Below are 25,544 nucleotides of genomic sequence, written 5' to 3' on the forward strand. Positions count from 1 at the left end.
CAGCGCCGGACGAGAGGCTAGGATGGAGCCAACCGTTTCACACTCCACTGCCCGCCAAGTCTGCCATGTCCACCATCCCCACCGCATCCGACCGCTTTCACACCTACATTCCGCGCGAAGGCCATGGCCTGCCGCATGACCCGTTCAACGCCATCATCGGGCCGCGTCCCATCGGCTGGATCTCCACGCGAAGCGCCGCGGGCGTGCTCAATCTCGCGCCCTACAGCTTCTTCAACGCCTTCAACTACACCCCGCCGATCATCGGCTTCTCGAGCCTTGGCAAGAAGGACACGCTGACCAACATCGAGGCGACCGGCGAGTTCGTGTGGAACCTCGCCACCGCACCGCTGGCCGAGGCCATGAATCAGAGCTGCGCGGCCGTGCCGCCCGAGGTGGACGAGTTCGCGCTCTCGAGCCTCACGCCGCTGGCCTCGCAGGTCGTCGCCCCGCCGCGCGTCGCCGAGAGCCCCGTGACCATGGAATGCAAGTGCACGCAGATCGTGCAGCTCCAGGGCATCGACGGCGTGGCCGCTCCGAGCTGGCTGGTGCTCGGCGAAGTGGTGGCGGTGCACATCGAACATCGCCTGCTCAAGGATGGCGTCTACGACACTGCGGCGGGCGAGCCGATTCTGCGCGGCGGCGGCCCGGCGGACTATTTCAGCATCGGAGAAGCACAGCGCTTTCGCATGTTCCGCCCGCGCTGAAACGCCTGCTCCATGGCACCGCGCACCGCAGCCGTGTACCGAGACCCGCACGCGATGCGTAGCGGGAATCAGTGAACAGCGGCAGATGCTCCGTGGAAACGGCGGGCGTCCCGGGCCAAATCACCGCGCTTGCAGCCTATGTCGCACGGTTCAGGTGCAACAAGGTGACAGTGGGTTGAACGCTTTGCGCAAAGGTGCATGTCCCGCCCCGCAGCACAAGAAAACGGCCCGGATCGCTTCAGGTCCACTCGCAGAAAAGAGCGCACGCCCCGCAGCGCATGAAACCGGCGCGGCCCAAGCGAGAGCAGCCGCGCAAGGGCCGCCCCGCCGCGCTTGCTGCGTCCCCCTCCCGCGAAGCGAGAGAGGGGAAAGGCGCGAAGCGCCTCAGGGGGGCTTCCGCTCTACCGTGAGAGCGCGTCCAGCGTCGCCTTGTCGAGGCGCCCGTTCTGGCTCAGGCCTTGGTCCCGCTGGAAGGCGCGGATCGCGTTCATGGTCTTGGCGCCCATCGAGCCGTCGGGCGTCACGTTGTAGCCCATCTCCTGCAGACGCGCCTGCGCCTCGCGCGTGGACATGCTGGCGCCGGCACGGGTCTGCGAGGGAGGCGCGGCACCGTCCACGCTCAGGCGGCCGCCGCCGCCGAGGCCCTGGCCCTGCACCGACTGCGCGCGGTAGTTGCGCAGCGCCACGACCATCTGGTTGTAGGCATCCATGAAGGCGGCCGTGATGACCTTGCCCTGAGCGGTGTTCTGGTATCCGCCGAGGCCACCCCCTGCCGAGCTGCCGAAAATGCTGCCAAAGCCCGCAAAATCGCTTTTGGAGGCACTTCCCTCGGAGGCCGAGACCTGCACGCCCGAGCGGTTGTCCACCAGCGTCAGCATGGCGTTCGCCTCGCGCGTCTTGAGGCTGCCGCCGATGGCCGCCACGGCCGCGCCACGGCCACCGCCGATCAGCCCCCCCAGCGCGCCGCCGATTCCGCCCGCGTCGCTGTTGGAGAAGATGATTTCGGGCGACATGGCGTAGTCGGACGCCACCATCTGGCCCTTGCCGAAGTTGCTGCCGCCGCGCATTTCCCCCGAGCCCATGATCTGGCGCTCGCGGTCCATGGCGCGCATGCCGGCCGCGCTGCGCTCGACGACGATGAAGCAATTGGATTGCTGCACCAGCAGGCGCAGCAGATTGGCCGTGGGCGGCAGGCGGTATTCGTTGCGCAGGATGGTGTACCAGCCCGCGTCCTGATTCTCGACCAGCGAGACCGTGCCGAGCGGCGCCTGGCAGCGCTCGAGCTGGCTGCTCGCGTTGGCCGTGCTGGAGCCACCTGCGGAGCCCGTGGCCACGGTCTTGGAATCCGAGCTGCCCATTTTCATGTCAGTCGTTTCACAACCCGTCAGCGCCACCGCGGCACATGCGGCCGCGAGCAAGGTCATGTGAGTTCTGCGCATCACGGACTCCCCTTCCATACGCTTGATTGAAGTGCGTTTGAACGGGGAGATGCTCCCGCTCAAAAAATGACGGGAAATAATAGCGCTCCGACTCTTTTGGCGGATGAAGCTTGCAGTTTGTTTCTGTTAGAAACTTTTAGCTTCAATTTGACGGATTGCCGCGCAGCCGTTCGATGAGTCCGTTGAGCGAATCGAGAGAGCCGAACTGGATGGCCACCTCGCCCATCTCCTCGACCTTGCCGTGGCGCTTGACGCGCTTCTTCACCCGCACCTCCACCTCCGCGGTGAGCAGGTCGGAGAGTTCTTCCTCGACGCGCTTCATGTCGCGCGTCTTCTCCTTCTTGGGCTTCTGGGGCTGCAGATTGAATTCAGCACCGAGCTTCTTGACCAGCGCCTCGGCCTCGCGCACAGACAGCTTCTTGGCCGCGATCTGGTTGCCGGCGGTGATCTGCGCAGCACGGTCCAGCGACAGCAGCGCGCGGGCGTGGCCCATGTCGATGTCGCCGGCCATCAGCATGGTCTGCACCGGGTCGGCCAGATTCAGCAGACGCAGCAGGTTGGACGCGGCGCTGCGCGAACGGCCCACGGCCTGCGCGGCCTGCTCATGCGTGAGACCGAATTCGCGGATCAGGCGCTGCAGACCCTGCGCTTCTTCGAGCGGATTCAAGTCTTCGCGCTGGATGTTCTCGATCAGCGCCATGGCGGCGGCGGCCTCGTTGGGCACGTCTCGCACCAGCACCGGCACCTCGGTCAGGCCGGCCAGCCTGGAGGCGCGGAAACGCCGCTCGCCCGCGATGATTTCGTACTTGCCGACGTTCGGGCCGTCGGAGAGCTTGCGCACCAGGATGGGCTGCATGATGCCCTGCTGCTTGATGCTTTCGGCCAGCTCATAGAGCGCGCCTTCGTCCATGCGCGTGCGCGGCTGGTACATGCCGGCCACCATCTCGGTGAGCGCGAGCTTGCCTACGCCCTGCTCCGGCACCGGACCGGTGTCCTTGATCGAGACCGCCGCCACCGGCGTCTTGTCCGCCACCTTGGGGCCCAGCAATGCTTCGAGTCCGCGGCCGAGGCCCTTGGGTTTCTTCGTGACCATGTCGTTCAGTCCTTCTTTGTCTTGTTCTGCACCAGCGAATCCAGCAGCGCATGCCCCTCGGCCCAGTCGCCCAGACCCGATGCGGCGTTGATATGTCCACAGGCGCCCGCGTCCACAAGGCGCGAGCCCCAGGCCTCGGCCAGCGCGGCTGCGCGCTCGAGGCTGCAATACGGATCGTTCCGACTGCCCACGAGGATGCTCGGGAACGGCAGCGCACGCAGCGAGATCGGCCGCCAGCCATGCAGCGGACCGGCGAGTTCGGGGCGCTCCACATCGCCGGGCGCGACCAGCAAAGCCGCCTGCACCTTGGCCACATTGCGCGAATGCGCGGCCCACCAGGCCGTCAGGATGCAGCCGAGGCTGTGCGCGACAAGCACGAGCGGGCCGTCGGCATCGACCACCGTCTCCTCCAGCCGCGCGCTCCAATCGCCACGCAGCGGATGCATCCAGTCGTGCTGCTCCACGCGCCGGTAGCCGTGCAGACGCTCCCAGCGGCTTTGCCAGTGCTCCCCCCCCGAGCCCTGCCAGCCCGGCAGGATCAACACATTGCTTGCGTTCATGAGTGCTGCGGCCCGGCTCACATCTTCTTGATGCGCTTGACCATTTCCTTCGCGAACTCAACGAAGGCGATGCTGCCCTTGGCGCTCGCATCGAACACCACGCCAGGCAGGCCATAGCTGGGGGCCTCGGCGAGCCGCACGTTGCGTGGGATGACGGTGTCGAACACCTTGTCGCCGAAGTGGTCCTTGAGCTGTTCGCTGACCTGACTTTGCAGCGTGATGCGCGGGTCGTACATCACGCGCAGCAGACCGATGACCTGCAGGTCGGGATTCAGATTGGCGTGCACCTGCTTGATGGTGTTCACCAGATCGGTCAGCCCTTCGAGCGCGAAGTACTCGCACTGCATGGGCACGACCACGCCGTTGGCGCTGCACAGGCCGTTCAGCGTGAGCATCGAGAGGCTCGGCGGGCAGTCGATCAGCACGAAGTCGTAATCCTTGTCGACCGCCGCGAGCGCCGCCTTCAGGCGCTTCTCACGCTGGGCCAACGTCACCAGTTCCACCTCGGCACCGGCCAGTTCGCGGTTGGCACCCAGCACGTGATAGCCGCACTGCTCCGCCTTCACGGCCGCTTCCTTGATCGATGCGGATTCGAGCAGCACGTCATAGACGCTGAGCTCCAGCGCGCGCTTGTCCACACCAGACCCCATGGTCGCATTGCCCTGGGGATCGAGGTCCACCAGCAGTACGCGCTGACCGATCTTGGCCAGGCCCGCAGCAAGGTTCACGGTGGTGGTGGTTTTGCCAACTCCACCCTTCTGATTGGCAATGCAGAAAATCTTGGCCATGCGATCTTTTCGAGGTGTTCGGTGTTATTTGGAAATGGCCAGCTTGACGCCGAAGCCAATGAGAAAAATCCCCGCCGTCTTTTCGAGCAAGGCGACGATGCGCGGATTGGCGCGCATGCGCTCCGCCAGAAAATGAGTCAGAACGATCATGATCGTGGCATAGATCAGCGTCAGGGTGGCGACCGTCGCGGCCATGGCGGTGAAGGTGGTCAGACCCTGATGCGTCTTGGGGTTCACGAACAGCGGAAAGAACGCCATGTAGAACACGATGGCCTTGGGATTGAGCAAGGTGATGATGGCGCCTTGCTTGAAGTAGTGGCGCGGCTGGATGTTGATCACCGGCGCATCGCCCGGCTTGGCACGCAGCATGCGCCAGCCCATCCATGCCAGATATGCCGCACCCAGCCACTGCACTGCATGGAATGCCGCCGGATACGCCGCCATCAGACCCGCAACGCCACCGACTGCGGCCCACATCAGCACCTGGTCGGCGCAGATCACGCCGAAGGTGGACGCGAAACCGCCGCGCACGCCGCCCTTGCTGGTCGAGGTGATCAGCGCAAGATTCCCGGGACCGGGAATGCACAGAAACAGGATGATCGCGGCGACGAACGCGCCGTAGTCAGCAATTCCAAACATGGGATGACCTGGTGCGGGAAGAAGTTGATGACGCTAGTTTAAGGCACGGGCCTCATCCAGACGATGCAACGATCTGCATCAAGCGCGGGGACCTGCAGTTGTTCCACGTGAAACACGGTCACATCGTCACTCAGCGCGGCGATTTCGTCATGAGGATGCTTGCCCTTCATCGCAAACCAGATGGCATGGTCAGCCAGCGTGGCACGCGACCAGGTCGTGAAATCGACCAGCGAGGCGAACGCCCGGCAGCTCACGACGTCGTATTTGTCAGTCAGCGTTTCGACCCGCGCATGGATGCCGTGCAGATTGGACAGCTTGAGCGTGGCCGCTGCCTGACTGATGAAGGCCGCTTTTTTGGCCACCGTATCCACGCAACTCACGTCCAGCTGTGGGCAGCAGATGGCGAACACCACGCCCGGCAAGCCGCCGCCCGAACCGACGTCGAGCAGCTTTTCGCGCTGACCCTGAGGCAGGTTCGCGAGATGCTTCTGCAGCGGCAAAACCGCAGCAAGACTGTCCAGCAGATGGTGCGTGAGCATTTCCTGCGGATCACGGACGGAAGTCAGGTTGTAGACCTTGTTCCACTTCTGCAGCACGGACAGAAACTCCATCAACTGCGAGAACTGCTGTTCACTCAATTTCAGGCCCAGCGTCTGCGCACCCTCTCGCAGCTGATTCAACATTGCTTCGCTCATGCCGCAGTTTCCACAGGTTGCCCGGAGAGATTGATGAAGTCCTTGAACCCGCCCTTCTTCAGATGCACCATCAGCAGCGAGATCGCCGCCGGTGTCACCCCCGACATGCGGGACGCCTGACCCAGTGTTTCAGGCCGATGCTTCTGCAGCGTCTGACGCACTTCAAATGACAGTGCCGCCACCTGCATGTAATCCAACTCATCGGGCAGACGCAGCTTTTCAAAATGCGCGGCACGTTCGACCTCATCCTTCTGGCGGTCGATATAACCCGAGTATTTGGCCGCGATCTCCACCTGCTCGATGACGGAGTCGCTGAGTTCGCCCAACGTTTCACGTGAAACATCGGGGTTCACGAACTTGCCGCCATCCATGTTCGTGAGCTCGCCGTAGCCCACATTCGGGCGACGCAGCAGATCGAACAGGTTGTACTCATGGTCAATGGCCTTGCCCAGTACACGCTCGGATTCGGATGCGGGGAGACTGCGCGGATTCACCCAAGTGGCTTTCAGGCGTTCTGTTTCACGTGAAACAGCATCGCGCTTGCGGCTGAAGGCATCCCAGCGGGTATCGTCGATCAACCCCATGTTGCGTGCAACCTCAGTCAGTCGCATGTCCGCGTTGTCCTCGCGCAGCTGCAAGCGGAACTCCGCCCGGCTGGTGAACATGCGATAAGGCTCGTTCACGCCCTTGGTGATCAGGTCGTCCACGAGCACCCCCAGATAGGCCTCGTCGCGGCGCGGCACCCATGCTTCTTGTTCGCGACATTGCAGCGCCGCGTTGATACCCGCGAACATCCCTTGGGCCGCCGCCTCCTCGTAGCCGGTGGTTCCGTTGATCTGGCCGGCGAAGAACAGGCCATTGATCTGGCGGGTTTCGAAGCTGCTCTTGAGCGAGCGTGGATCGAAGTAGTCGTACTCGATGGCATACCCGGGACGCAGGATATGCGCATTCTCCAGACCGACCATGCTGCGGACCAGGTCGTACTGAACATCAAAGGGCAGGCTCGTCGAGATGCCGTTCGGGTAGTACTCGTGCGTGGTCAGCCCCTCGGGCTCCAGAAAGATCTGGTGGCTTTCCTTGTCCGCGAAGCGGTTGATCTTGTCTTCCACGCTTGGGCAGTAACGCGGGCCCACGCCCTCGATCTTGCCGGTGAACATGGGGCTGCGGTCGAAGCCCGAGCGGATGATCTCGTGGGTACGCGCATTGGTGTGCGTGACCCAGCAAGGCACCTGCCTGGGATGCATCGCCGCATTGCCCATGAAGCTGAAAACCGGGACAGTGCCCTCGTTCACGCCGCCGGGCATGCCGTCGCCGGGCTGCTCACCACATTTGGAAAAATCGATGCTGCGGCCGTCGATGCGCGGTGGCGTCCCGGTCTTGAGGCGGCCCTGCGGCAGCTTCAACTCCTTGAGGCGCGCGGACAGCGACACCGCCGGAGGATCGCCAGCACGGCCCGCAGCGTAATTGTTCAGCCCCACGTGAATCTTGCCGTCGAGGAATGTTCCTGCTGTCAGCACCACGGTGCGGCTGCGAAAGCGGATGCCCACCTGAGTGACGGCACCGACCACGCGGTCGCCCTCCACCATCAGGTCATCGACCGCCTGCTGGAACAGCCAGAGATTCGGCTGGTTCTCCAGCATCTCGCGGATGGCCGCCTTGTACAGGATGCGGTCGGCCTGCGCACGCGTCGCACGCACCGCCGGCCCCTTGGAACTGTTGAGGATGCGGAACTGGATGCCGCCCCGGTCGGTGGCCAATGCCATCGCACCGCCCATGGCGTCAACCTCCTTCACGAGGTGACCCTTGCCGATTCCGCCGATGCTGGGGTTGCAGCTCATCTGGCCAAGCGTCTCGATGTTGTGCGAGAGCAGCAAGGTTTTGCAGCCCATGCGCGCGGCGGCAAGGGCTGCCTCGGTTCCGGCGTGACCGCCGCCAACTACGATGACATCAAAATTCTGGGGATACAACATGGAGTGCAACTCCGGGGGACGCGCTCGCCCGCCAACAACGACTCGTTCCCACCCGACCGCGCGCAGCCGGGTGGCAGGACAGACGGGACAACTCATGGCCCTGTCGATCCGTGAAACTGGAAGACCGCCCCATCAAGGGTCGGGAAACCCGTGATTTTCCCACGACCGGGCATTTCTGTCCCACGCACCAAGCCATCCGCCCCGAGGACTTCGTGGAATGCCGGCATGTTCCACGTGAAACAGCCCACATCTTCCTCTTTTGACCTGCTTAAATTTTAAGCAAATCATCTCCGCGCGATAGAGAACGCACATTCAAGCAGGCCCGTTCAAGTCGGTATAGCATGTTCATCCGTTGACGTTTCATTCCCCCTGACTGACAAAGAAAAGGTCCCTTTCATGAAGCTCTACTACTCCCCCGGCGCCTGCTCCCTGTCCCCGCACATCGTGCTGCAGGAACTCGGCCTGAAGTACACCCCGGTGCTCGCCAGCACCAAGTCCCACAAGCTGCAGGACGGCACGGACTTCTACACGATCAACCCGCTGGGCTATGTGCCGCTGCTCGAACTCGACGACGGCAAGCGCCTGCACGAAGGCCCCGCCATAGTCCAGTATCTGGCCGATCAGGCTCCCGAGAAGAAGCTGGCTCCCGCCAACGGCACGTGGGAGCGCTACAAGCTCCAGGAATGGCTGACCTTCATCGGCACCGAGCTGCACAAGAACTTCAGCCCGCTGTTCGGCCCCAACTCCGACGAAGTCAAGAACGCGTCCCGCGAACGAATCGTCCAACGCCTGAAGTATGTGGAAGACGAACTCGCCGGCAAGCAGTACCTCATGGGAGACCAGTTCACCGTGGCCGACGCCTATCTGTTCACCGTGACCAACTGGGCATCGCTCACGGGCGTGGACATCTCCGGCTTCGCCCATCTCGGTGCCTACCGTGCACGCGTGGGCGCCCGCCCCGCCGTGGTGGAAGCAATGAAGGCTGAAGGCCTGATCAAGTAAATACGCCGATCTCCGGCACCCCACAACGGCGTTTCCTGCCCTGGCAGGAACGCCGTTTTTCTTTGCCTGAATGGACGCCACATCGTCTCGTGTTCATTTATTGAACACCCGCCAGACTCCAGCCCGCGCATCCCAAACAATCAAATTCATTTCTCAATCAAGGGTCTCCGAGCATCGGACAGGCCTTTTTACCGAACATGAATTCAACTCTGACATCACGCCTGTCCGGCAAAATCGCCTTCGTCACCGGCGGCAGCAATGGCATCGGCGCGGCCACCGTGCGCGCTCTGGCACGCGAGGGCGCAACCGTGGTGATCGGCTACCACTCCGGCAAGGAGCGCGCCGAGGCGCTGCGTGCCTCGCTGGAAGGCGAGCACTACACGCTGCAAATCTCGCTCGACGACACCGCCACGCACGCCGCAGCGGCCGAGTGGCTGACGCAGCGCTTTGGCCGTCTCGACATTCTGGTGAACTCCGCCGGATACACGCAGCGTATCGCCCACGGCGATCTGGACACGCTCACCCCCGCCCTGTTCAACGAGATCCTACTGTCCAACGTCGGCGGCACCTACGCCATCGTCCATGCGCTGATGCCGCTGCTCAAGACGAGCGGCAGCGACGCGGTCGTGGTCAGCGTCTCGTCCGTCTCCGCCTTCACCGGCAACGGCAGCAACATGGCCTATTGCGCGGCCAAAGCGGCGCTCGACACGCTGACCCAGTCGCTGGCCCGCGCATTCGGCCCGGTACGCTTTCTGTGCGTTTCCCCGGCCTCGGTGGACACCGACTTCGTCGCCGGACGCAGCCGCGAGGAAATCGAGAAAAAGGCAGCCAAGACGCCCCTGGGCCGCGTGGTGACGCCCGAAGACGTGGCGGATTCCGTGGTGGCCTGCGCGGCGCTGCTGCGCACCTCCACGGGCACCCGCATCGTGATCGACGGAGGGCATGTCCTGTGAAGAACACCCCCATCAACCTGAACGCGACCCACGATCCGCAACTGCGCAGCTGGGTGGACAGCGCCAACGTCGCCGGATGCGACTTCCCGATCCAGAACCTGCCCTTCGCCGCCTTCCGCCCGCAGGGCTCGCAAGAGGCCGCACGCTGTGGCGTGGGCATCGGAGACCAGATTCTGGACATCGGCGCCTGCCTGCAGCTCTTCACGGGCGACGCGCGCAAGGCCGCCGACGCCTGCACCGAACCGCACCTGAACGCGCTGATGGCACTCGGCAACCAAGCCGCCTCGGCCCTGCGCGCCGCGCTGTCCCGCCTGCTTTGCGCAGGCAACGAGGAGCACCGTGCCGTGCTCACGGCCGCGCTGATTCCGATGAGCCGCGCCGAGCTGCTGCTGCCGGTGAAAATCGCCGGCTACACCGACTTCTTCGCGTCGGTGCACCACGCGACGAACGCCGGTCGGCTGTTCCGCCCGGACGCCCCGCTGCTGCCCAACTACAAGTACGTGCCCGTGGCCTACAACGGCCGCGCGAACAGCATCCGTGTGAGCGGCGACCGGGTGCAGCGCCCCTGGGGACAGCTCAAGGCGGCGGACCAGGCCGCGCCGGTATTCGCCCCCGCGAAGCGGCTCGACTACGAGGTCGAACTGGGCATGTACATCGGCACGCCGTCGAAGGACGGAGAACCGGTCGATGTGGCCAACGCATGGAACCACATCTTCGGCTTCTCGCTGCTCAACGACTGGTCCGCGCGTGACGTGCAGTCCTGGGAATACCAGCCGCTCGGCCCCTTTCTCGCCAAGAACTTCGCGACCAGCGTCTCGCCCTGGGTAGTGACGGCCGAGGCACTGGCCCCCTTCCGCGTCGCCGTGGCGGCCCGCGCCGAGGGCGACCCCGCGCCGCTGCCCCATCTCTTCAATGCGGCCGATCAGGTCGGTGGCGCGCTCAACATCCGCATCGATGCCACCCTGCGCACCGCCCGCATGCGCGAAGCCAATGCACCCGCGCATGCCCTCTCGCGCTCCAACACCGAGACGCTGTACTGGAGCTTCGCGCAGATGGTCACGCACCACAGCAGCAACGGCACCGCCTTGGACACGGGCGATCTGATGGGCTCGGGAACGGTCTCCGGCGCGGGCCAGGACGCGCTTGGCAGCCTGCTCGAGATCACGCGCGGCGGCGCCGAAGGCATGCAGCTGGCGGCCACCGGCGAGCGTCGCAGCTTCCTCGAGGATGGCGACGAAGTGACATTCCATGGCCGCTGCGAGCGCGACGGGTTTGTGCCCATCGGCTTCGGCGTCTGCACCGGCACGCTGCTGCCCGCCGTTTCACGTGAAACCTCCACCCCATGATCATCGAACAACGCACCTACACGGCCCTGCCCGGCAAGTGGCGCGACTACCTTGCGCTCTACGAGGCCGAGGGACTCGCCATCCAGCACCGGATCCTGGGGCGCATGGTCGGCTACTACACGACCGAAAGCGGCCCGCTCAACCAGATCGTTCACCTCTGGGCCTACACCGATCTCAATGAGCGCGCAGCGCTGCGTGCCCAGCTCGCAGCCAATCCCGACTGGCAGAAATACGTGGCGCGCATGCTGCCGCTGCTGCAGAGCCAGGAGTCGAAATTCCTCAACCCCGCCCCGTTCTTCACACCGATGTGGAACGAGCCCCAAGCCTGATTCAAGCCCCCAAGGAGACACCACATGCTGTGCAAGAAACTGCATCACGCCGCCTTCCGCTGCAAGGACGCTGCCGAAACCGTCAAGTTCTACACCGAGGTGCTGGGCCTCAAGTTCTCGCACGCGATGGGCGAGGACCATGTGCCGTCCACCGGCAAATACAGCCCGCACATCCACATCTTTTTCGAGATGGAGGACGGCAGCAACATCGCCTTCTTCGAATGTCCCAAGGACGACGGCGAGCCCTCTGGTCGCGATGCCGCCACGCCGGGCTGGATCCAGCACTTCGCCTTCGAGGTGGAGAACATCGACGCGGTGCTGCATGCCAAGAAGGACCTCGAGGCCAAGGGCGTCAAGGTGGTCGGCCCCACCAACCATGACGACTTCATCACCTCGATCTACTTTTTCGACCCTTCGGGCCACCGCCTTGAGCTCACGGCGCGCACCTGCGAGCCGTCGAGATACCGGATCTTTGAAAAAGAAGCCCCCGAAGTTCTCGCTCTGTGGAATCAGACGCATGACTGGTCCCAAAGGGCGCTGCTTTACGGCTCCCAGACCGGATACGCACGCGAAGACAAGGCAAAATCAGTATAAATACAAATTGTTTCAATTGGCGCATCAGGAGACACCAACTTGCCAAGCACACATTCCTTCTCGTTCTCGCGCCGGCACGTCCTCACCGCAGGGGCCGCAGCCCTTGCAGCGCCGTCCCTCAGCTGGGCGCAGGCCAGCTACCCCACCCACCCGGTCACGTTGACGCACGGCTTCGGCGCGGGCGGAAACGCCGACGTGGTCGCACGGCTTGTCGCTCAGAAACTTTCCGAGTCACTCAAGCAGCCCGTGGTCGTCGACATCAAGAGCGGCGCCGGTGGCGTGATCGCGAGCAATGCGGTCGCCAAGGCCGCGCCGGACGGCTACAACCTCGTCATGCTCACGGGCGCCCATACGGTGTCCGCAGCGCTCAAGAAGAAGCTGCCGTACGACCCGGTGAAGGACTTCGCGTTCATCTCCACGGTGTCGGCGTTTCCGTTCGTGGTGGCCGTGCGCGCCGATCACCCGGCCAAGAATCTGGCCGAGCTGCTCGAAATGGCGAAGAAGGAACCCGGCCGCATCACCTTCACCTCGGTCGGCGTGGGCTCCACCCAGCACATGGTCGGTGAGCTGCTCGGCTCCACCGCCAACGTGCAGCTGATGCACGTGCCCTACCGTGGCGGCGGCGCCCCGGTGCAGGCCGTCATCGCGGGCGATGTGGACATCCTCACCGACACGCTCACCGTGGCCTCCCCGCACATCAAGTCGGGCCGCCTGCGCGCGCTCGGCGTGACCAGCGCGGCCGAATGGCCCACCATGATCGGCGTACCTCCCGTCTCCGCCGTGCTGCGCGGCTTCGAGGTGCGCTCGTGGCTGGGCATCGCCGCACCCGCAAACACGCCCCAGGCCATCATCGACCGCCTCTCCGGCGACGTGAACACGGCTCTGCGCGGCGCCGACATCCAGAAGACGCTGTTCGACTCCGGCAGCATGGCCTCGCGCAGCACGCCCAACGAGTTCCGCCGCATGGTGGAAAGCGAGATCAAGCGCTGGCGCAGCGTGATCGCCAAGGTGGGCATTCCGCTGCAGGACTGAGAAGAGAAAAGCCCCCCCTGAGTCGCTTCGCGCCATCCCTCTCTCGCCTCGCGGGAGGGGGACATAGCCAGCGCGGCGGGGCGGCCCTTGCGCGGCTGCTCTCGCTTGGGCCGCGCCGGTTTCATGCGCTGCGGCATTTTTATCGCTCAAGAAAAGGAACCCCACATGGACATCGTCGGAATCTGCGGCAGCCAGCGCGGCCAGTCGTTCAACCGCATGCTGCTCGCGCTCGCGGGCGAATGCATGCCCGCGCCGATGACGCTCGAGACGCTCGACTGGGACGCCGTGCCGCCCTTCAACGCGGACCTCCTCGCCAAGGGCTTCCCCGACAGCGTGCAGGCGCTGCGCGAGCGCATCCGCCGTGCCGACGGCGTGGTCATCGTCACGCCCGAGTACAACTTCTCGGTGCCCGGCATGCTCAAGAACCTGATCGACTGGCTCTCGCGCGGCGAGGACCAGCCGTTCGCCCACAAGCCGCTCGCCATTCTCTCGGCCGCCACCGGCCCGCTCGGCGGCGCGCGCGTGCAGTACGACCTGCGCAAGATCATGATGTTCATGAACGCCGCCACGCTGATGAAGCCCGAGGTCTTCGTTGGCAGCGCCGCGCAGAAATTCGATGCCGACGGCCGCTGCACCGATGCACTCACGCGCCAGTTCGTCACCGCACAGATGACCGCGTTCAAGGCCTGGATCGAACGCCAGCAAAGGGCCAGTTCCGCCACGCCTGCATGACGCGCGCCGGATGGGCCTTTTTGAAAAAGGGCTTGTGCCGCACGGCAGCGCCACATGGGCATGAGGATTAATCTTGAGTCCAAGGCGCGTGCCTCACCGGGCGCGCCGCTTCGTTGTTGTTCCTCCGTTCTCGTCGAGAAAGAAAGGCCCCGGCCCCATGTCCTCCACCTTGTTCTCCGCGCTTCAGGCTGGTGATCTGCACCTGCACAACCGCGTCGCGATGGCGCCGCTCACGCGCAACCGTTCGCCGAACGCGATTCCGCGCGACATCACCGCCACCTACTACGCGCAGCGCGCCAGCGCCGGCCTGCTGATCACCGAAGGCACCGCCATCGACCCGTTCGCGCAGGGCTACGCCGACGTGCCAGGCCTCTACGACACCGAGCAGCTCGACGGCTGGAAGAAAGTGACCGACGCGGTGCACGAACGCGGCGGCAAGATCGTCACCCAGCTCTGGCATGTGGGCCGCGTCTCGCACGTGAACCTGCTGCCCGAAGGCTTGCCACCGGTCGCTCCCTCGGCGGTCGCGGCCAACACGCGCACCTACGTGATCAACCAGACCACCGGCAAGGGCGAGTTCCTGCCGACCTCGACGCCGCGCGCACTCGCGGCCGAAGAACTGCCGGTCATCGTGCATTCGTATGTGCAGGCCGCACGCAGCGCGGTGGAAACCGCAGGCTTTGACGGCGTGGAAATCCATGCCGCCAACGGCTATCTGCTCGAGCAGTTCCTCAAGGACGGCTCCAACCAGCGCACCGACGACTACGGCGGCTCGATCCCCAACCGCGCGCGCCTGCTGCTCGAAGTCGCCCGTGCCGTGGCCGACGCCATCGGCGGCGGCAAGGTCGGCATCCGGCTCTCGCCCGTCACGCCCGCCAACGACATCGTGGACAGCGACCCGCAGCCCGTGTACGACTATCTGGCCAAGAAACTCGCGCCGCTGGGCCTCGCCTACATCCACGTGATCGAGGGTGCGACCGGCGGCCCGCGCGAGGTCGAAGGTCGCCCGTTCGACTACGCCCAATTCAAGGACACCTACCGCCAGGCTGGCGGCTCGGGCGCGTGGATGGTCAACAACGGCTACGACGCCGAGACGGCCGCCAAGGCCATCTCCAGCGGCCACGCGGACATGGTGGCCTTCGGCAAGCTCTACATCGCCAACCCCGACCTGGTCGAACGCCTGCGCGAGAAGGCGCCTCTCAACCCCTGGGACCAGCACACCTTCTACGGCGGTGGCGAGCACGGCTACACCGACTACCCGAAGCTGGCCTGAGAGCGTTCACGATCGCCACACGGTCTTGCAGGCGCGGCGTCGGGCCGAGATCGCCAACACGCCCTGAGTCACCCAGAACGAGTCCGCCAGTGACCGCGACTACTTGTCGCGATTGTCGACCTCGCTGCGCGCCATCGTGTTGAAGGCGTTGTCGATCTCGTCGGCGCGCAAGGTCGGCTTGCCCGCCTTGCGCAGCGCGTCGATCTGCTCCTGCATGCGTGTCGCGACCTGCATGAGCACGCGGTGCAGCCCGAGCTGCTGGCGGCGCGAATGCTCAAGGTGATCCGCCACCGGCTGCATCGCCGTCTGCACCAAGGCACCCAGAAGCTGCGCAGAGCGCTCGGCGGCATCCACCCCACCCTCACCCCTTCCGCTCTGCGTTGAACGCGCCAGCGCCTCGCTGATGCGCTGCAGGGATGCATCCGAGGCCCGCTGTGCGCTCTGCAGCTGACCCAGCAGCTCGCTCCACTCGGTGGCCGACTGCTTGGCCTGAGCCTGCTGCATCTGGCCGAGCCGAGTGAACAGCTGCCCCTGCTTGTCGACCTGCGTCAGGCTCAGTTCGCTGCTGCTTTGCTGCGCCACCGCCAGCTCGCGCGTCGCCGCGACCAGATCGACGAGCTGCGAGGCCACCCGCGTGCCCGCGTCGGCGCCTGCTCCGCCCATGGCCTTCTGGCGCAGGAACTCGGCCTTGATATCGTTCCAGCGCGTGGACTGCTCCGCATTCAGCGCGCCACGCAGTTCGCGCAGCTTGAGCAGGTTTTCCTCGGCACCCGTGGTCAGCATCTGCGCTTCGCCCTGGTAGTGGTCGTCGAGCATCTGCTGCATCTCGGCGTCGTTCATCACCGGCGTGATCTTCTCCGAGAGCTTGTTCATGTTGCGGTAGCTGCCCTGCAGCTTGAACGGCGGCTCCTGACGGTAGCTGTCGTCCTGCGCGGCGCTCGCGATGTACTGCTGGTTCACGCGGAACACCACCTCGCGCACCTTGAGCATGCGCTGCAGCGTGGCTTCGATCTCGCGCAGCTCGGCCGACGAGTATTCGTGGCTCAGCGCGTTGTTCGACACCTCCTTGCCCTGCGCCTTGTCGATCAGCAGATACAGGTCCTGCAGGCTGCGCGTGGCCATCGGCGCGAGCACCGCGTTCGACGTCATGCTGTTCTCGATGTAGCTGAGCTTGAAGACCTCCTCCATGCCGCCGAGCACGTCGCCGAGGTTGTAGATGTCCGCGCGGTTGGCCAGCATGTCGGGGATCTTGAAGACCTCGCCCGACTCGGTGTACGGATTGCCCGCCATCACCACGCAGAAGCGCTTGCCGCGCAGATCGTGCGTGCGCGTCGGTCCGCGCCACACGCCCTCGATGCGCCGCGTGCCGTCCGACAGCGAGATGAACTTCTGCAGGAACTCGGGATGCGTGTGCTGGATGTCGTCGATGTACAGCATCACGTTGTTCGCCATCTCGAGCGCGAGATTGAGCTTCTCGAGCTCCTTGGCGGCCGTCGCGTCGGGCGCCTGCGCGGGGTCGAGCGAGCGCACCGAATGACCGAGCGCCGGGCCGTTGATCTTCATGAAGATCAGCCCCAGACGACTCGCCACGTACTCCATCAACGTGGTCTTGCCGTAGCCCGGCGGCGAGATCATCATGAGCAGGCCCATCTGGTCCGTGCGACGGCCCTCGCCCACCGCGCCGATCTGCTTGGCGAGGTTGTCGCCGATCACCGGCAGGTAGCTCTCGTTGATCAGCTTGTTGCGCACGAACGAGGTCAGTGGCTTGGCCTTGAACTCGTCCACGCGGATGCGGTCCCGGTACGACTTGAGCACCTGCTGGCGCAGCTGCTGGTAGCGCTCGAACTGCGGCACGAAGATGCGGAAGTGGTGCGCCGCGCGCATGCCGAGATCATCGATCTGCAGCGTCATCTGCCCGTTGGCGATGCGCGGGTGCTGGCCCAGCAATCCCGTCACCGGCGTGCGCAGATCGACGTTGCTCACCGCGCTCGGCACATGGCTCGCGCAGGTCAGCCACGACGCCGCCTCGCCGCAGTAGGCGAGCAGCGCGTCGCCCTCGGGTGTCCTGAGTGCCTTGCAGGCTGTCTGCAGCCAGTGCAGCGCGCTGCGCCAGCGCTCGGAAAGCGGCGCCGCCTGGTTGCGGTGCTGGCGATCATCGCCGCGCCAGTAGGCCTGCATGTCGTCCCACTGCGTGGGATTGCGCGCATCGCTTTTCAGCGCGGCCTGCAGCGCCGCCACGGCCGATTGTCCGTAGCTCGAGAAGTGAATGCGCAGCGCCTTCTGCGCGAGTTCGGCCTGCAGATAGTTCGCCGCCGCGCGGATCAGCCCGTCGATGTCGCCATGCGCCGAGAGGCCATCAAACACCTCGAGCAAGCCACTGTCCTCTGCAAAGGCACGCAGCTGCGTGCCCACGTCAGCCTGCAGCGTCTGCATCTCGGCTTCGCTCGCGAACAGGGTCTGCATGGACTGCGCATGCTGCGCGCGGCGCGGCCACTGCGCAATCGCGGCGGCGAGCTGAGGCTGCTGAATTCGCTCGTGCTCGCTCCAGAACAGCACCGCGAGCGCTCGCGCATCAGGCCCGTAGCGCAGCACGCCCGCCGCATCGCGCAGCGGCAGCAACGCCTGAATGATCAGCGCCGCATCGTGGTCGTGAATGCCGCGCTCGTAGCCCTCGCGATAACGCGGCGCGGCGAATTCGCGGATCGCCTGGGTGAGCGCGGCGTTGTCGATCGCGAGCTGCCTGAGGCGCTCGTCATCCCAGCCGTCGCTGCGGTTGCGCGCCGCCAGCACGATGCTGAGCGCGAGGTATTCACCGCGATAGAACTCGGGCGATTCGGCGAGCGTGGACACGTCCCAGTAAGCCTGCAATTGAGCGAGTTCGGGACTGTCCACAGCCTCGAAATATTCGGTGCCGACCAGATGCAGAAACAGCTCGGTGCCCTGCTGCCCATTGCGCGGCAGCAGCGTGAGTTCCAGATCCTGATTGCCCACGCTGAACTTGTGCCGTCCCAGCTTGATGACGTTGCCGCCGCCCTCGAACAGATCGGCGCGGTCCTGCAGCGAACGGAAGGACTGGTCGCGCAGGGTCTTCACGCGCGTGTCGATGTCGTCGGCCTTCACCGGATCGAAGAGCTCGGTGCGCAGCCGCTGCGCCAGTTCTTTCAGCTTGGTGATCAGCGGATCGCCCGCAAAAAATGCATGCAGCGCCTCGCTCGACGCCAGCTTCTCGGTGCGCTTGGGCAGGCTCTGCACGATGCGCAGGGCCGCGTCGAGCACGCCCTGCGCGCGGCGCTGGCGCGCGTCGGCAAGCGACTGGCGCTGCGACTCGAAGGTCTCCAGCAGCTCCTCGCGCTTGGCGACGATGTCGGAGAGAAACTGCTCGTGCTCGCCGAACTGCCCTTCGATTTCCTCCAGCTGCACCAGCAGCCGTGCGAGCTGCTCGTCGCATTTCTCGGGCGTCTGCGCAAGCCCCAGCGCGTTGACGATGCTCTGCGAGAACAGCGCAAGCTGCGCCGCGAACTGCGCGACGTTTTCCGAACTGCCAAGACTGCTTCTGCGCTGCTCGGCGCGCGCGCGCACCTGGTTCAGGCGCGAGTAGATCACCGAGATCCGGTCCACCACCTGCGTGCGCTGCGTCGCGTCGTCGATCTTGAGGCCGCCCATCAGCTCGGAGAGCATGTCCAGTGCCGAGGAAATGCGCGTCATCTCGCCGAGCGGCTCTTTCAGCTGCACGACCGTGGCCGCCGCCTGGGCCTGCTGGTCGAGCTTCTGCAGCTCATCCACATAGGGCTGCAGTGCCGCGTCGGTGGCGATGAAGGCCGCCGTGCGCTGCGAGGCCTCGTTCTGCGCCTCGTTCACCGTCGCCACCATCGCGTCGATGGCGGCGGTATCCACGTAGCGCAGCTCGCGCGTGGACATCAGCTGTCCGCGCAGACGCGCCAGTTCTTCGAGCGCGCCGACATGTTCATCCACCGTCGCCCAGTCGCTGGTGCGCACGCGCTTGAGCAGCGCCGTGTGCTGCGTCGACACGTCGCTCATCGCACGCGTCGAGGCCTGACGGATGCTCTCCACCTTCTCGTACTCGTCGATCACGGCATCACCGGTCGCGACGATGCCGTGCAGCACCTCGTTCATCGCGGCGAGCGGCGGCGTGTTGATCCACTGGTGGCGCTCAAACAGCAGGCGCGTGGTGTCGATCAGCCGCTCGTAGCGCGCAAGCGAGACCTCGGGCGCCGCGATTTCCTTGCGCACGCTGTAGATGTCGGACACGCCACTGACCAGCTCGGCATTGCCGATGCGGCCAAGAAAGCTGTCCTTCTGCGGCTGGCGCGCGGCGAAGTCTTCGGACGCGAACGGCGTGCGCCAGATCTGCATCGGATGCACGCGCGTGGCCTCGTCGCCATCCGCCGCGAAGATCACGATGCGTCCGTCCTCGAGCCGCGCGTAGCCATGGCAGACGATGGGCGGCTGCAGCGCGCGCTCGATCAGGTTGTACTTGAAGAGCGCCATGCGGCCGCTCTCGGGTTCGTAGAAGATGTAGAGCACGTCCTCGCCGTTGGGCGAGCGGATGCTGCGGCGAAAGCGCATGCCCTGCATGTTCTGCTCGAACGAGCGGTGCTCGCCGTTCTGCAGGTAGTAGCCGCCCGGGAAGATGATGCCGTGGTCGTCGGGCAGCTGGATGCAGGCGCCCTCGATCGCGTCCATGCGCAGCACCTGGCGCGACAGCGTATTGAAGATCAGATAGCGCCACTGTTCTTCGCGATACGGCAGGATCTTCAGAAGAATCATGCTGCCCACGGCGGCGTATTCGAACACCGCGTCGTCCAGCGACTGGTTGGCCTCCAGCACCGGCTCGCTGTAGATGCCAAGGCCGTCGTTGGTGTTGTTCTCGACCTTCACCGTGAGCGTGCCGCCCAGCGTCTCGACGAACACCTTGTCGAGAATGTTCATGTGCGCGTAGCGGCCCTGCACGATCTGTTCGCGCCCCGCTCGCTGCCATTCGAAATCGTAGGCCGCGGGCGGCTCGATGTCGCGCTCGCCCCGGTTGTCGACGTACTTGACGGTCTTGCCGTCAGGCGAGATCGACCAGCGGAACACGCGCACATCGGTGATGCGCTCGCCGATCTGAAAGCTCGCGAGCAGCTTGCCGTCGCGCACCACCAGCTGCATCAGCCGCGTGTTCTTGTAGTACGCGTAGAGTTCCTGAAAGTCCTGCACGAAGCTCTGGATGCCGAGGAAGCTGTCCTTGAGCTCCACCGGCATGACCTCGTAGCCATGCTCGGTCTCTTCGAGCCGGTAGAGCGCGAACACGTCCTCCACCCGCGTGGCCTGCTTGAGGCCCATGAACACGTTGTAGCCGAAGACCAGCAGGTCGCCGACCTGCGTGATGTCGCGGCCCACGCAGTTGTTTTCGGTGCGCACGCGCATGCGCCCGATCACTTCCATCTGGCTGCGGCCGAACTCCTCGAGGCGGTCTTCGTTGAGCTGGCGAACGAGGGATTCGAGCGTCTCGCCCTGTGCGGCCAGACGCTTGGCCAGCACCTCATACGAGCCACCGCTGGCAACCGCCTGATCGACGACGGAGGTTTGTTGTTCTGCTTGAGACATAGAGCTCACAAACTTTCGCGTTGGCCAGTTCGTCGCGCGTCGGAACACCGCGCCCTCTTCTGGCAGCGAAGCCTGTCGGCTTCGATTGGTTATTCGTGCGGAAGCGGCAATACCGCCCTTGATACGTGGTTGCGCAGCCTGGCCGCCGTCGAACTACTTTCCATGTCCGTGTCTGCGGTTGCGGCGTCGCGTCTCAAGGGCTGTCCTGCCGTTGTGGCCGGGACTCATGCATCGCGCCCGCTTCATGGACCGTCGACGCATGCATCCCGCCCTTGCCAGAAGCCATCAGGCCGCTGGCGGCTGTTGCCTGTCGTCGGATTTTCCGTGACCCAGCAGCGAGGTCAAATCACCCTTGGCACCAAGGAACTTGCCGAGCAGCTCCTGCACGATGGGGCTCTTGCCCGACACGCCTTCGATGGCCTTGCCCACCGACAGCGCCTTCGCGAAGTTGTCGAAGAACGCGCCCTCGCCACCCACGATGTCGATGTTGGCCTTGCTGAGCGCGGAGGACAGCACCTCGGCCTGCTCCTTCGCGACCGTCTTGTTGGCCTCGATGGCGGCCAGGGCCTGCTCGAAGTTCTTCTCGAGCTGCATGCGGAACTCTTCGTGCGAGCGCGCCTGATCCGACAGACCGCCGAGCGCGGTGAACTTCTCGGTCAGACCCTTGGCCTCGGCGAAGAACTTCTCGCGCATCACGTCGGCTTCCGATTGGCCCACGTCGCGGGTCACGATGGCCTTGGTGTTGCCCACCTGCGCCTCGCCGCGCGCCTGTGCGAGCAGTCGCTCTTCCAGCACTTTGGCATCGGCCAGACCCTGCTTCTCGTTGGCGTCGGCAGTCGCCTCGATCACGCGGGCATGCGCCAGACCCTTTTCCTGCTCGCCCTTGGCTTCGGCGATCAGGCGCTCGGCGACCACCTTGGCCTGCGCCATGCCTTCCTTTTCAATCGCAGCGGCGGTGACTTCGCGCACCTTGGCGTCGGCCAGACCCGGCGCCGCACGCTCGACTTCGATGGCTTCGGCCAGCTTCTTCTTGGCCTCCGCCGTCTTGCCTGCGGACTCCAGCTCGGCCTGCGCCAGCGTGGTCACTTCCACGGCCTTGTGGCGCGACGCGATCTCGTCGGCCTCGGCCTTCTTCACCTGACGCACCAGCTCTTCCTGGGCGGTCGCTTCGGCGGTCAGCACGGTCACCTGCTTCATGCGGTCGGCTTCGGAGACCACGCGCACTTCCTTGATGCGTTCCTCTTCCTGCGCCACGGTCTTTTCAACCGCCACGCGCTCGCGGATCACGTTGGCGATGTTGGCCTTCTCGACTTCGATGGCCTTTTCCTTGTCGATGCGCTGCAGCTCCACTTCGCGCTGGCGCGAGACGATCTCCAGCTCCTTGGCACGCGTGACCTTTTCCACTTCGATCACCACCGCACGCTCGCGGTTCTGCTGCGCCACCGCCACTTCGCGCTGGCGGTTTTCTTCGCGGATGTCGAGCTGTTCCTGCGTCTGGATGCGGGCCTGCTCGGCCTTCAGGCGCTCTTCCTCCTGCACCTTCTGGGTTTCGGCCTGCTCGCGCGCCTGGATGGTCGCAATCTCGCGCTTCTGGCGCGCCACCGCGTCGGCCTGCTGGCGCTCGAGCGCGAGCATGGCTTCCTTGGTCTCGGTGTTCTTCTTGGTGATGGCGAGCTCGGCGTTGCGCTCCAGCTCGTTGGTCACGATGTTCTGGTTGGCCGTGAGTTCGGTGATCTTGCGGATGCCTTCGGCGTCAAGAATGTTGTTGGGATCGAGCGAGGACTTGGACGTCTGCTCCAGATAGTCGATCGCCACGTCTTCGAGCACATAGCCATTCAGATCGTTGCCGATCACGTGGATGATCTGGTCGCGGAAATCCTGGCGGTTCTCGAACAGCTTGACGAACTCCACCTGCTTGCCCACGGTCTTCAAAGCTTCGGAGAACTTGGCGTTGAACAGTTCGTTGACGGCCACCTTGTCGGAGGCGCGGTCCACGCCGATGGACTTGGCCACCTTGAGCACGTCTTCCGCCGTCTCGTTCACCCGCAGGTAGAACGCCACGGTGATGTCGGCGCGCATGTTGTCCTTGCAGATCAGGCCTTCCTTGCCGCGTCGGTCGATCTCCAGCGTGATCAGCGAAATCTGCATGAATTCCTTCTTGTGGATCACGGGCAGGACCAGGCCGCCGGTGAACTTCACCTTGGGCTGCGAGGTCGTGTCGTTGATGATCAGCGCCGTGCCCTGCGGCACCTTGATGTAGAAGGCCTTGACCATGGCGAGCACGGCAAAGAGCAGGATGACGGTGGCGACGACGAAGACGCCGAGAACGATGTACCACTCGGAGAAGTTCAAGCTCATGGTTTCAATCCCTCAAAGAGAAAAGCGGAGAAATAAACGAATCGGAAAAAGAGGCTGGGTCAACGGTGCTGCGGCAGTTCAAGACCATCGAACTCGGCCTTGCTCACCACGCGCCACGCGTTGTGTTCCTTCATGTGTTCGATCAGCACGACTTCGGTGCCGCGCTGCAGCTCGCGATCGGCGCTTCGCATCTGCACGTTCAGGCCGCCGCCGCCGTCTTCGACGCTGCCATAGCCCTGCGTGGCATTGACGACGGCGCTGCGCACGAGGCCGGTCCGGCCCAGAACGATCTTGGCTTCTTCGGGCGGCGCGATCATCGCGATCGCCTTGCGCAGCGGGCGCAGCATGACCACTGTGGCGATGAAGCCGAGCACCAGCGAGGCGACGAACAGCACGGCGCCCGTGGCGATGTTCACCAGCGTCCAGCCTTGCGGCATGGGAACGACGTGGGCCAGCGAATAGCTGATGATCCAGGACAGAAGAAACAGCACGGTCAGAATCACCGTGAGGGGAATGCCGCCCAGTCCCACCTTGAGCAGCAGGCCGCCGAGAGCGCCGATGGAATCATCCGCACCGTGCGCGTGATGGCTGCCGTCGAACAGCACCCAGTGGTCCATCGAGTCCACCTCGACCAGACCAAAAATCGCGATCACCCAGTACAGCATCATCGCCAGCAGCAGCATGCCGAAGATGAACGTCGGGAATCCCAGCGCGTAGTGCAAGAACGCCGTCATACAGGCCCTCCTTCAATGGATGATGTTGTTGTCGTGCCGCCCGTGAGCGGGCGGCTCTCTGATCCCTGGGGTACTTCTGTTTCGATCGAACGCCGCACGAGGCGGGTTCCTGATGGCGACACGCCCACATGGAGCACGTCGCCATCAGCACAACGCGGCGTGTCAGGCAGCGCTGGCGGAACCTCCGGCCTTCTGCGCTTTCAGGCGCTCCAGCACCGATTGCGCATTGCCTTGCGTGGGCGTGATGCCGGCCGCGCGCAACTTGGCGTCGAGCACGTCCTCGCTGCCTTCGCGCGAGAGCTCGGCGGCGCTCTGCAGACGCGCGCCGCGCTCGGCCTGCTTCTGCTTGATGCGCTCCAGCGAATCAAGCGCATTCTGCACGCGCGACTGCGAGCCGGTGTAGCGGCCCGCCACCGTGGCCTGCGCGCGCTGCACGCTTTCGGTGGCCTTCACCGTGTCAGCCTGCTGCTTCAGGCGCTTGATGTTGGTCTGCGCGTTCTGGATGGCCGTGCGCAGCTCGTCCACGCTCTGCGTGTAGGCGGCGCACTGGGCCTCTTCCTCGTCGCGTTGCGCCTCGAGCAGCGAGACCTTGCCGGCCACTTCGAGCGCGAGCGCCTCGTCATTCGTCTCCAGCGCCTTGAGCGCGTAGCCCTCGTACTCGCCGATCTTCTGGTGCGTGGCCTGCAGGCGGCTCGCCGCGAGCTTCTGCTTGGCCATGATCTCGGCCAGCGCTTCCTTGGACTTGTTCAGATCGTTGTCCGCATCGCGGATTTCCTGATCGAGGATGCGCAGCGCCTGGCTGTCGCTGACGGCCTCGCCCGCTTCGTGTGCGGCACCGCGCAGCGCGGTCACCAGCTTGTTCCATACGGCCATGATGAACTCCTGTTGCTGTGGGTTGACTCGGTGGTGGCGTTGCGCCGCTCAGGCGGGCTGCGCGACGCGCGGCAGAAAGGACACGAGGGCCTCGGTCACCTGGATGACGTTGTCGGCCAGCGTGAGGATCTCGCAGATGATGTCGTCGCCGCTTGCGGACGAGCGCAGCGCGGCGAACATCACGTAGCCGTCGCCGCCCGCGCCGAGCGGCTCGAGCGCGATGGTGGCGAAGGGGAACAGCTTCTGCAGTCTGAGGATCTGGTCGTTGAGCCCCGCACGGTCGGCCACGTCGCTGGCGGACCAGAGAAAGGCCTCGACCACGAGCTGCTCGCCCGAGAGCGCCAGATGCACCGGCAGATCGCCGAACTCGGGCAGCGTCACCAGCAGGCTGGCATCGGCGCCCTCGAGCACCTCCACCTGCAGCTTGCCGTCCTTCGCCCAGCTGCTGGCCTTGAGTTCGGCCGCGAGACTGCGGACATTCCAGTACGAGTGAGAGCCTGTTTCCATGTCTTCCTCCTTGTCATGCAACGTCAAAGAACCCGCTTGAGCCTGAGGCAGTCGCATGAGCTTTTCCAGCCGATGCAGTGCCGCCCCGTGCTCGGGAAGTATCCAGACCTCTTTTTTCACCAGACCCGACTCGCGCAATCGCTGGCGATGCAGCCTCTGGTAATAGGCCGATGTTTTCTCTTCCATGTCAGTCACCGTATTCATTACATGTGATGATGACATGTAATATACATGCGTGTGTTAGAAAATTCTATCAAATACAAATTTTGATACAAAAAAGCCCCGGACATCTTCCGATGCCCGGGGCTTGCAAAGG

The 25,544-nt window shown here is 64.6% G+C and carries 21 protein-coding genes; 9 read left to right on the forward strand and 12 right to left on the reverse strand.

What is annotated here, in order from left to right; translation table 11 throughout:
• Positions 1–65 precede the first annotated feature (65 nt).
• On the forward strand, positions 66–704 hold the full coding sequence (locus tag ISG32_RS12810) for a flavin reductase family protein (RefSeq protein ID WP_194771386.1): 639 nt from the start codon (positions 66–68) through the stop codon (positions 702–704).
• Between the two features lie 401 nt (positions 705–1,105).
• Here ISG32_RS12810 and ISG32_RS12815 read toward each other — a convergent pair whose 3' ends face one another.
• The 7 genes from ISG32_RS12815 to mnmG all read right to left on the reverse strand — a co-directional run bounded on the left by ISG32_RS12815 (position 1,106) and on the right by mnmG (position 7,888).
• Entirely contained in the window at positions 1,106–2,143 is a 1,038-nt protein-coding gene (locus tag ISG32_RS12815; protein ID WP_194771387.1) for a peptidoglycan-binding domain-containing protein, read from the reverse strand.
• Between the two features lie 142 nt (positions 2,144–2,285).
• Complete coding sequence (locus ISG32_RS12820) at positions 2,286–3,236, reverse strand: ParB/RepB/Spo0J family partition protein (protein WP_194771388.1); 951 nt, start codon at positions 3,234–3,236, stop codon at positions 2,286–2,288.
• Between the two features lie 5 nt (positions 3,237–3,241).
• Positions 3,242–3,796, reverse strand: coding sequence for an RBBP9/YdeN family alpha/beta hydrolase (locus tag ISG32_RS12825; RefSeq protein WP_194771389.1), 555 nt, complete (start codon positions 3,794–3,796; stop codon positions 3,242–3,244).
• A 17-nt stretch (positions 3,797–3,813) separates the two neighbouring features.
• Complete coding sequence (locus ISG32_RS12830; RefSeq protein ID WP_194771390.1) at positions 3,814–4,584, reverse strand: ParA family protein; 771 nt, start codon at positions 4,582–4,584, stop codon at positions 3,814–3,816.
• A 24-nt stretch (positions 4,585–4,608) separates the two neighbouring features.
• Positions 4,609–5,223 (reverse strand): LysE family transporter, encoded by a 615-nt coding sequence (locus ISG32_RS12835; RefSeq protein WP_194771391.1) that lies wholly within the window; start codon positions 5,221–5,223, stop codon positions 4,609–4,611.
• A 38-nt stretch (positions 5,224–5,261) separates the two neighbouring features.
• Positions 5,262–5,918 (reverse strand): 16S rRNA (guanine(527)-N(7))-methyltransferase RsmG, encoded by a 657-nt coding sequence (rsmG, locus tag ISG32_RS12840; RefSeq protein ID WP_194771392.1) that lies wholly within the window; start codon positions 5,916–5,918, stop codon positions 5,262–5,264.
• The gene (mnmG, locus tag ISG32_RS12845; protein ID WP_194771393.1) at positions 5,915–7,888 is read right to left on the reverse strand and encodes a tRNA uridine-5-carboxymethylaminomethyl(34) synthesis enzyme MnmG; all 1,974 of its coding nucleotides are present in this window, start codon (positions 7,886–7,888) and stop codon (positions 5,915–5,917) included. The genes rsmG and mnmG overlap by 4 nt, the downstream gene beginning before the upstream one ends.
• Positions 7,889–8,284: 396 nt before the next feature.
• Between mnmG and gstA the strand changes: the two genes are divergently transcribed.
• The 8 genes from gstA to ISG32_RS12885 all read left to right on the forward strand — a co-directional run bounded on the left by gstA (position 8,285) and on the right by ISG32_RS12885 (position 15,149).
• On the forward strand, positions 8,285–8,890 hold the full coding sequence (gene gstA / locus ISG32_RS12850) for a glutathione transferase GstA (protein WP_194771394.1): 606 nt from the start codon (positions 8,285–8,287) through the stop codon (positions 8,888–8,890).
• A gap of 197 nt (positions 8,891–9,087) precedes the next feature.
• A complete protein-coding gene (locus tag ISG32_RS12855) occupies positions 9,088–9,843 on the forward strand; it encodes an SDR family NAD(P)-dependent oxidoreductase (RefSeq protein WP_194771395.1) in 756 nt (251 codons plus the stop codon).
• Positions 9,840–11,189: a fumarylacetoacetase gene (gene fahA / locus ISG32_RS12860; RefSeq protein WP_323745931.1), complete on the forward strand. Its 1,350-nt coding sequence runs from the start codon at positions 9,840–9,842 to the stop codon at positions 11,187–11,189. Before ISG32_RS12855 ends, fahA begins: the two co-directional genes overlap by 4 nt.
• Positions 11,186–11,518: an NIPSNAP family protein gene (locus tag ISG32_RS12865; RefSeq protein ID WP_194771396.1), complete on the forward strand. Its 333-nt coding sequence runs from the start codon at positions 11,186–11,188 to the stop codon at positions 11,516–11,518. The genes fahA and ISG32_RS12865 overlap by 4 nt, the downstream gene beginning before the upstream one ends.
• Positions 11,519–11,542: 24 nt before the next feature.
• Positions 11,543–12,112, forward strand: a complete 570-nt coding sequence (locus ISG32_RS12870) for a VOC family protein (RefSeq protein ID WP_194771397.1) — start codon at positions 11,543–11,545, stop codon at positions 12,110–12,112.
• 39 nt (positions 12,113–12,151) lie between these two features.
• Positions 12,152–13,144: a tripartite tricarboxylate transporter substrate binding protein gene (locus tag ISG32_RS12875; RefSeq protein WP_194771398.1), complete on the forward strand. Its 993-nt coding sequence runs from the start codon at positions 12,152–12,154 to the stop codon at positions 13,142–13,144.
• Between the two features lie 165 nt (positions 13,145–13,309).
• Positions 13,310–13,876 carry an NADPH-dependent FMN reductase gene (locus ISG32_RS12880; protein ID WP_194771399.1) on the forward strand — a complete coding sequence of 189 codons (567 nt, stop codon included), beginning with the start codon at positions 13,310–13,312 and terminating at the stop codon, positions 13,874–13,876.
• A gap of 157 nt (positions 13,877–14,033) precedes the next feature.
• On the forward strand, positions 14,034–15,149 hold the full coding sequence (locus tag ISG32_RS12885; protein WP_194771400.1) for an alkene reductase: 1,116 nt from the start codon (positions 14,034–14,036) through the stop codon (positions 15,147–15,149).
• 99 nt (positions 15,150–15,248) lie between these two features.
• Here ISG32_RS12885 and ISG32_RS12890 read toward each other — a convergent pair whose 3' ends face one another.
• From ISG32_RS12890 to ISG32_RS12910, 5 genes are all read right to left on the reverse strand, one after another.
• Positions 15,249–20,756, reverse strand: a complete 5,508-nt coding sequence (locus tag ISG32_RS12890; RefSeq protein WP_194771401.1) for a DNA repair ATPase — start codon at positions 20,754–20,756, stop codon at positions 15,249–15,251.
• A gap of 285 nt (positions 20,757–21,041) precedes the next feature.
• On the reverse strand, positions 21,042–23,114 hold the full coding sequence (locus tag ISG32_RS12895) for a flotillin family protein (protein WP_228529776.1): 2,073 nt from the start codon (positions 23,112–23,114) through the stop codon (positions 21,042–21,044).
• 59 nt (positions 23,115–23,173) lie between these two features.
• On the reverse strand, positions 23,174–23,848 hold the full coding sequence (locus ISG32_RS12900) for a ubiquinone biosynthesis protein UbiH (RefSeq protein ID WP_194771402.1): 675 nt from the start codon (positions 23,846–23,848) through the stop codon (positions 23,174–23,176).
• Positions 23,849–24,010: 162 nt separating this feature from the next.
• Positions 24,011–24,721, reverse strand: a complete 711-nt coding sequence (locus ISG32_RS12905) for a PspA/IM30 family protein (RefSeq protein ID WP_194771403.1) — start codon at positions 24,719–24,721, stop codon at positions 24,011–24,013.
• A gap of 48 nt (positions 24,722–24,769) precedes the next feature.
• Positions 24,770–25,414, reverse strand: coding sequence for a YjfI family protein (locus ISG32_RS12910; RefSeq protein ID WP_194771404.1), 645 nt, complete (start codon positions 25,412–25,414; stop codon positions 24,770–24,772).
• Between the last annotated feature and the right edge of the window lie 130 nt (positions 25,415–25,544).

Origin of the sequence: Diaphorobacter caeni (genome assembly GCF_015354245.1) — a bacterium.
Taxonomy (GTDB): Bacteria; Pseudomonadota; Gammaproteobacteria; order Burkholderiales; family Burkholderiaceae_C; genus Diaphorobacter_A; species Diaphorobacter_A caeni.

Bases quoted from the DNA above. Each gene is read 5' to 3' on its own strand.
- ISG32_RS12810 (WP_194771386.1), top strand. From the start codon at position 66: ATGTCCACCATCCCCACCGCATCCGACCGCTTTCACACCTACATTCCG.
- ISG32_RS12815 (WP_194771387.1), bottom strand. From the start codon at position 2,143: ATGCGCAGAACTCACATGACCTTGCTCGCGGCCGCATGTGCCGCGGTG.
- ISG32_RS12820 (WP_194771388.1), bottom strand. From the start codon at position 3,236: ATGGTCACGAAGAAACCCAAGGGCCTCGGCCGCGGACTCGAAGCATTG.
- ISG32_RS12825 (WP_194771389.1), bottom strand. From the start codon at position 3,796: ATGAACGCAAGCAATGTGTTGATCCTGCCGGGCTGGCAGGGCTCGGGG.
- ISG32_RS12830 (WP_194771390.1), bottom strand. From the start codon at position 4,584: ATGGCCAAGATTTTCTGCATTGCCAATCAGAAGGGTGGAGTTGGCAAA.
- ISG32_RS12835 (WP_194771391.1), bottom strand. From the start codon at position 5,223: ATGTTTGGAATTGCTGACTACGGCGCGTTCGTCGCCGCGATCATCCTG.
- rsmG (WP_194771392.1), bottom strand. From the start codon at position 5,918: ATGAGCGAAGCAATGTTGAATCAGCTGCGAGAGGGTGCGCAGACGCTG.
- mnmG (WP_194771393.1), bottom strand. From the start codon at position 7,888: ATGTTGTATCCCCAGAATTTTGATGTCATCGTAGTTGGCGGCGGTCAC.
- gstA (WP_194771394.1), top strand. From the start codon at position 8,285: ATGAAGCTCTACTACTCCCCCGGCGCCTGCTCCCTGTCCCCGCACATC.
- ISG32_RS12855 (WP_194771395.1), top strand. From the start codon at position 9,088: ATGAATTCAACTCTGACATCACGCCTGTCCGGCAAAATCGCCTTCGTC.
- ISG32_RS12865 (WP_194771396.1), top strand. From the start codon at position 11,186: ATGATCATCGAACAACGCACCTACACGGCCCTGCCCGGCAAGTGGCGC.
- ISG32_RS12870 (WP_194771397.1), top strand. From the start codon at position 11,543: ATGCTGTGCAAGAAACTGCATCACGCCGCCTTCCGCTGCAAGGACGCT.
- ISG32_RS12880 (WP_194771399.1), top strand. From the start codon at position 13,310: ATGGACATCGTCGGAATCTGCGGCAGCCAGCGCGGCCAGTCGTTCAAC.
- ISG32_RS12885 (WP_194771400.1), top strand. From the start codon at position 14,034: ATGTCCTCCACCTTGTTCTCCGCGCTTCAGGCTGGTGATCTGCACCTG.
- ISG32_RS12890 (WP_194771401.1), bottom strand. From the start codon at position 20,756: ATGTCTCAAGCAGAACAACAAACCTCCGTCGTCGATCAGGCGGTTGCC.
- ISG32_RS12895 (WP_228529776.1), bottom strand. From the start codon at position 23,114: ATGAGCTTGAACTTCTCCGAGTGGTACATCGTTCTCGGCGTCTTCGTC.
- ISG32_RS12900 (WP_194771402.1), bottom strand. From the start codon at position 23,848: ATGACGGCGTTCTTGCACTACGCGCTGGGATTCCCGACGTTCATCTTC.
- ISG32_RS12905 (WP_194771403.1), bottom strand. From the start codon at position 24,721: ATGGCCGTATGGAACAAGCTGGTGACCGCGCTGCGCGGTGCCGCACAC.
- ISG32_RS12910 (WP_194771404.1), bottom strand. From the start codon at position 25,414: ATGGAAGAGAAAACATCGGCCTATTACCAGAGGCTGCATCGCCAGCGA.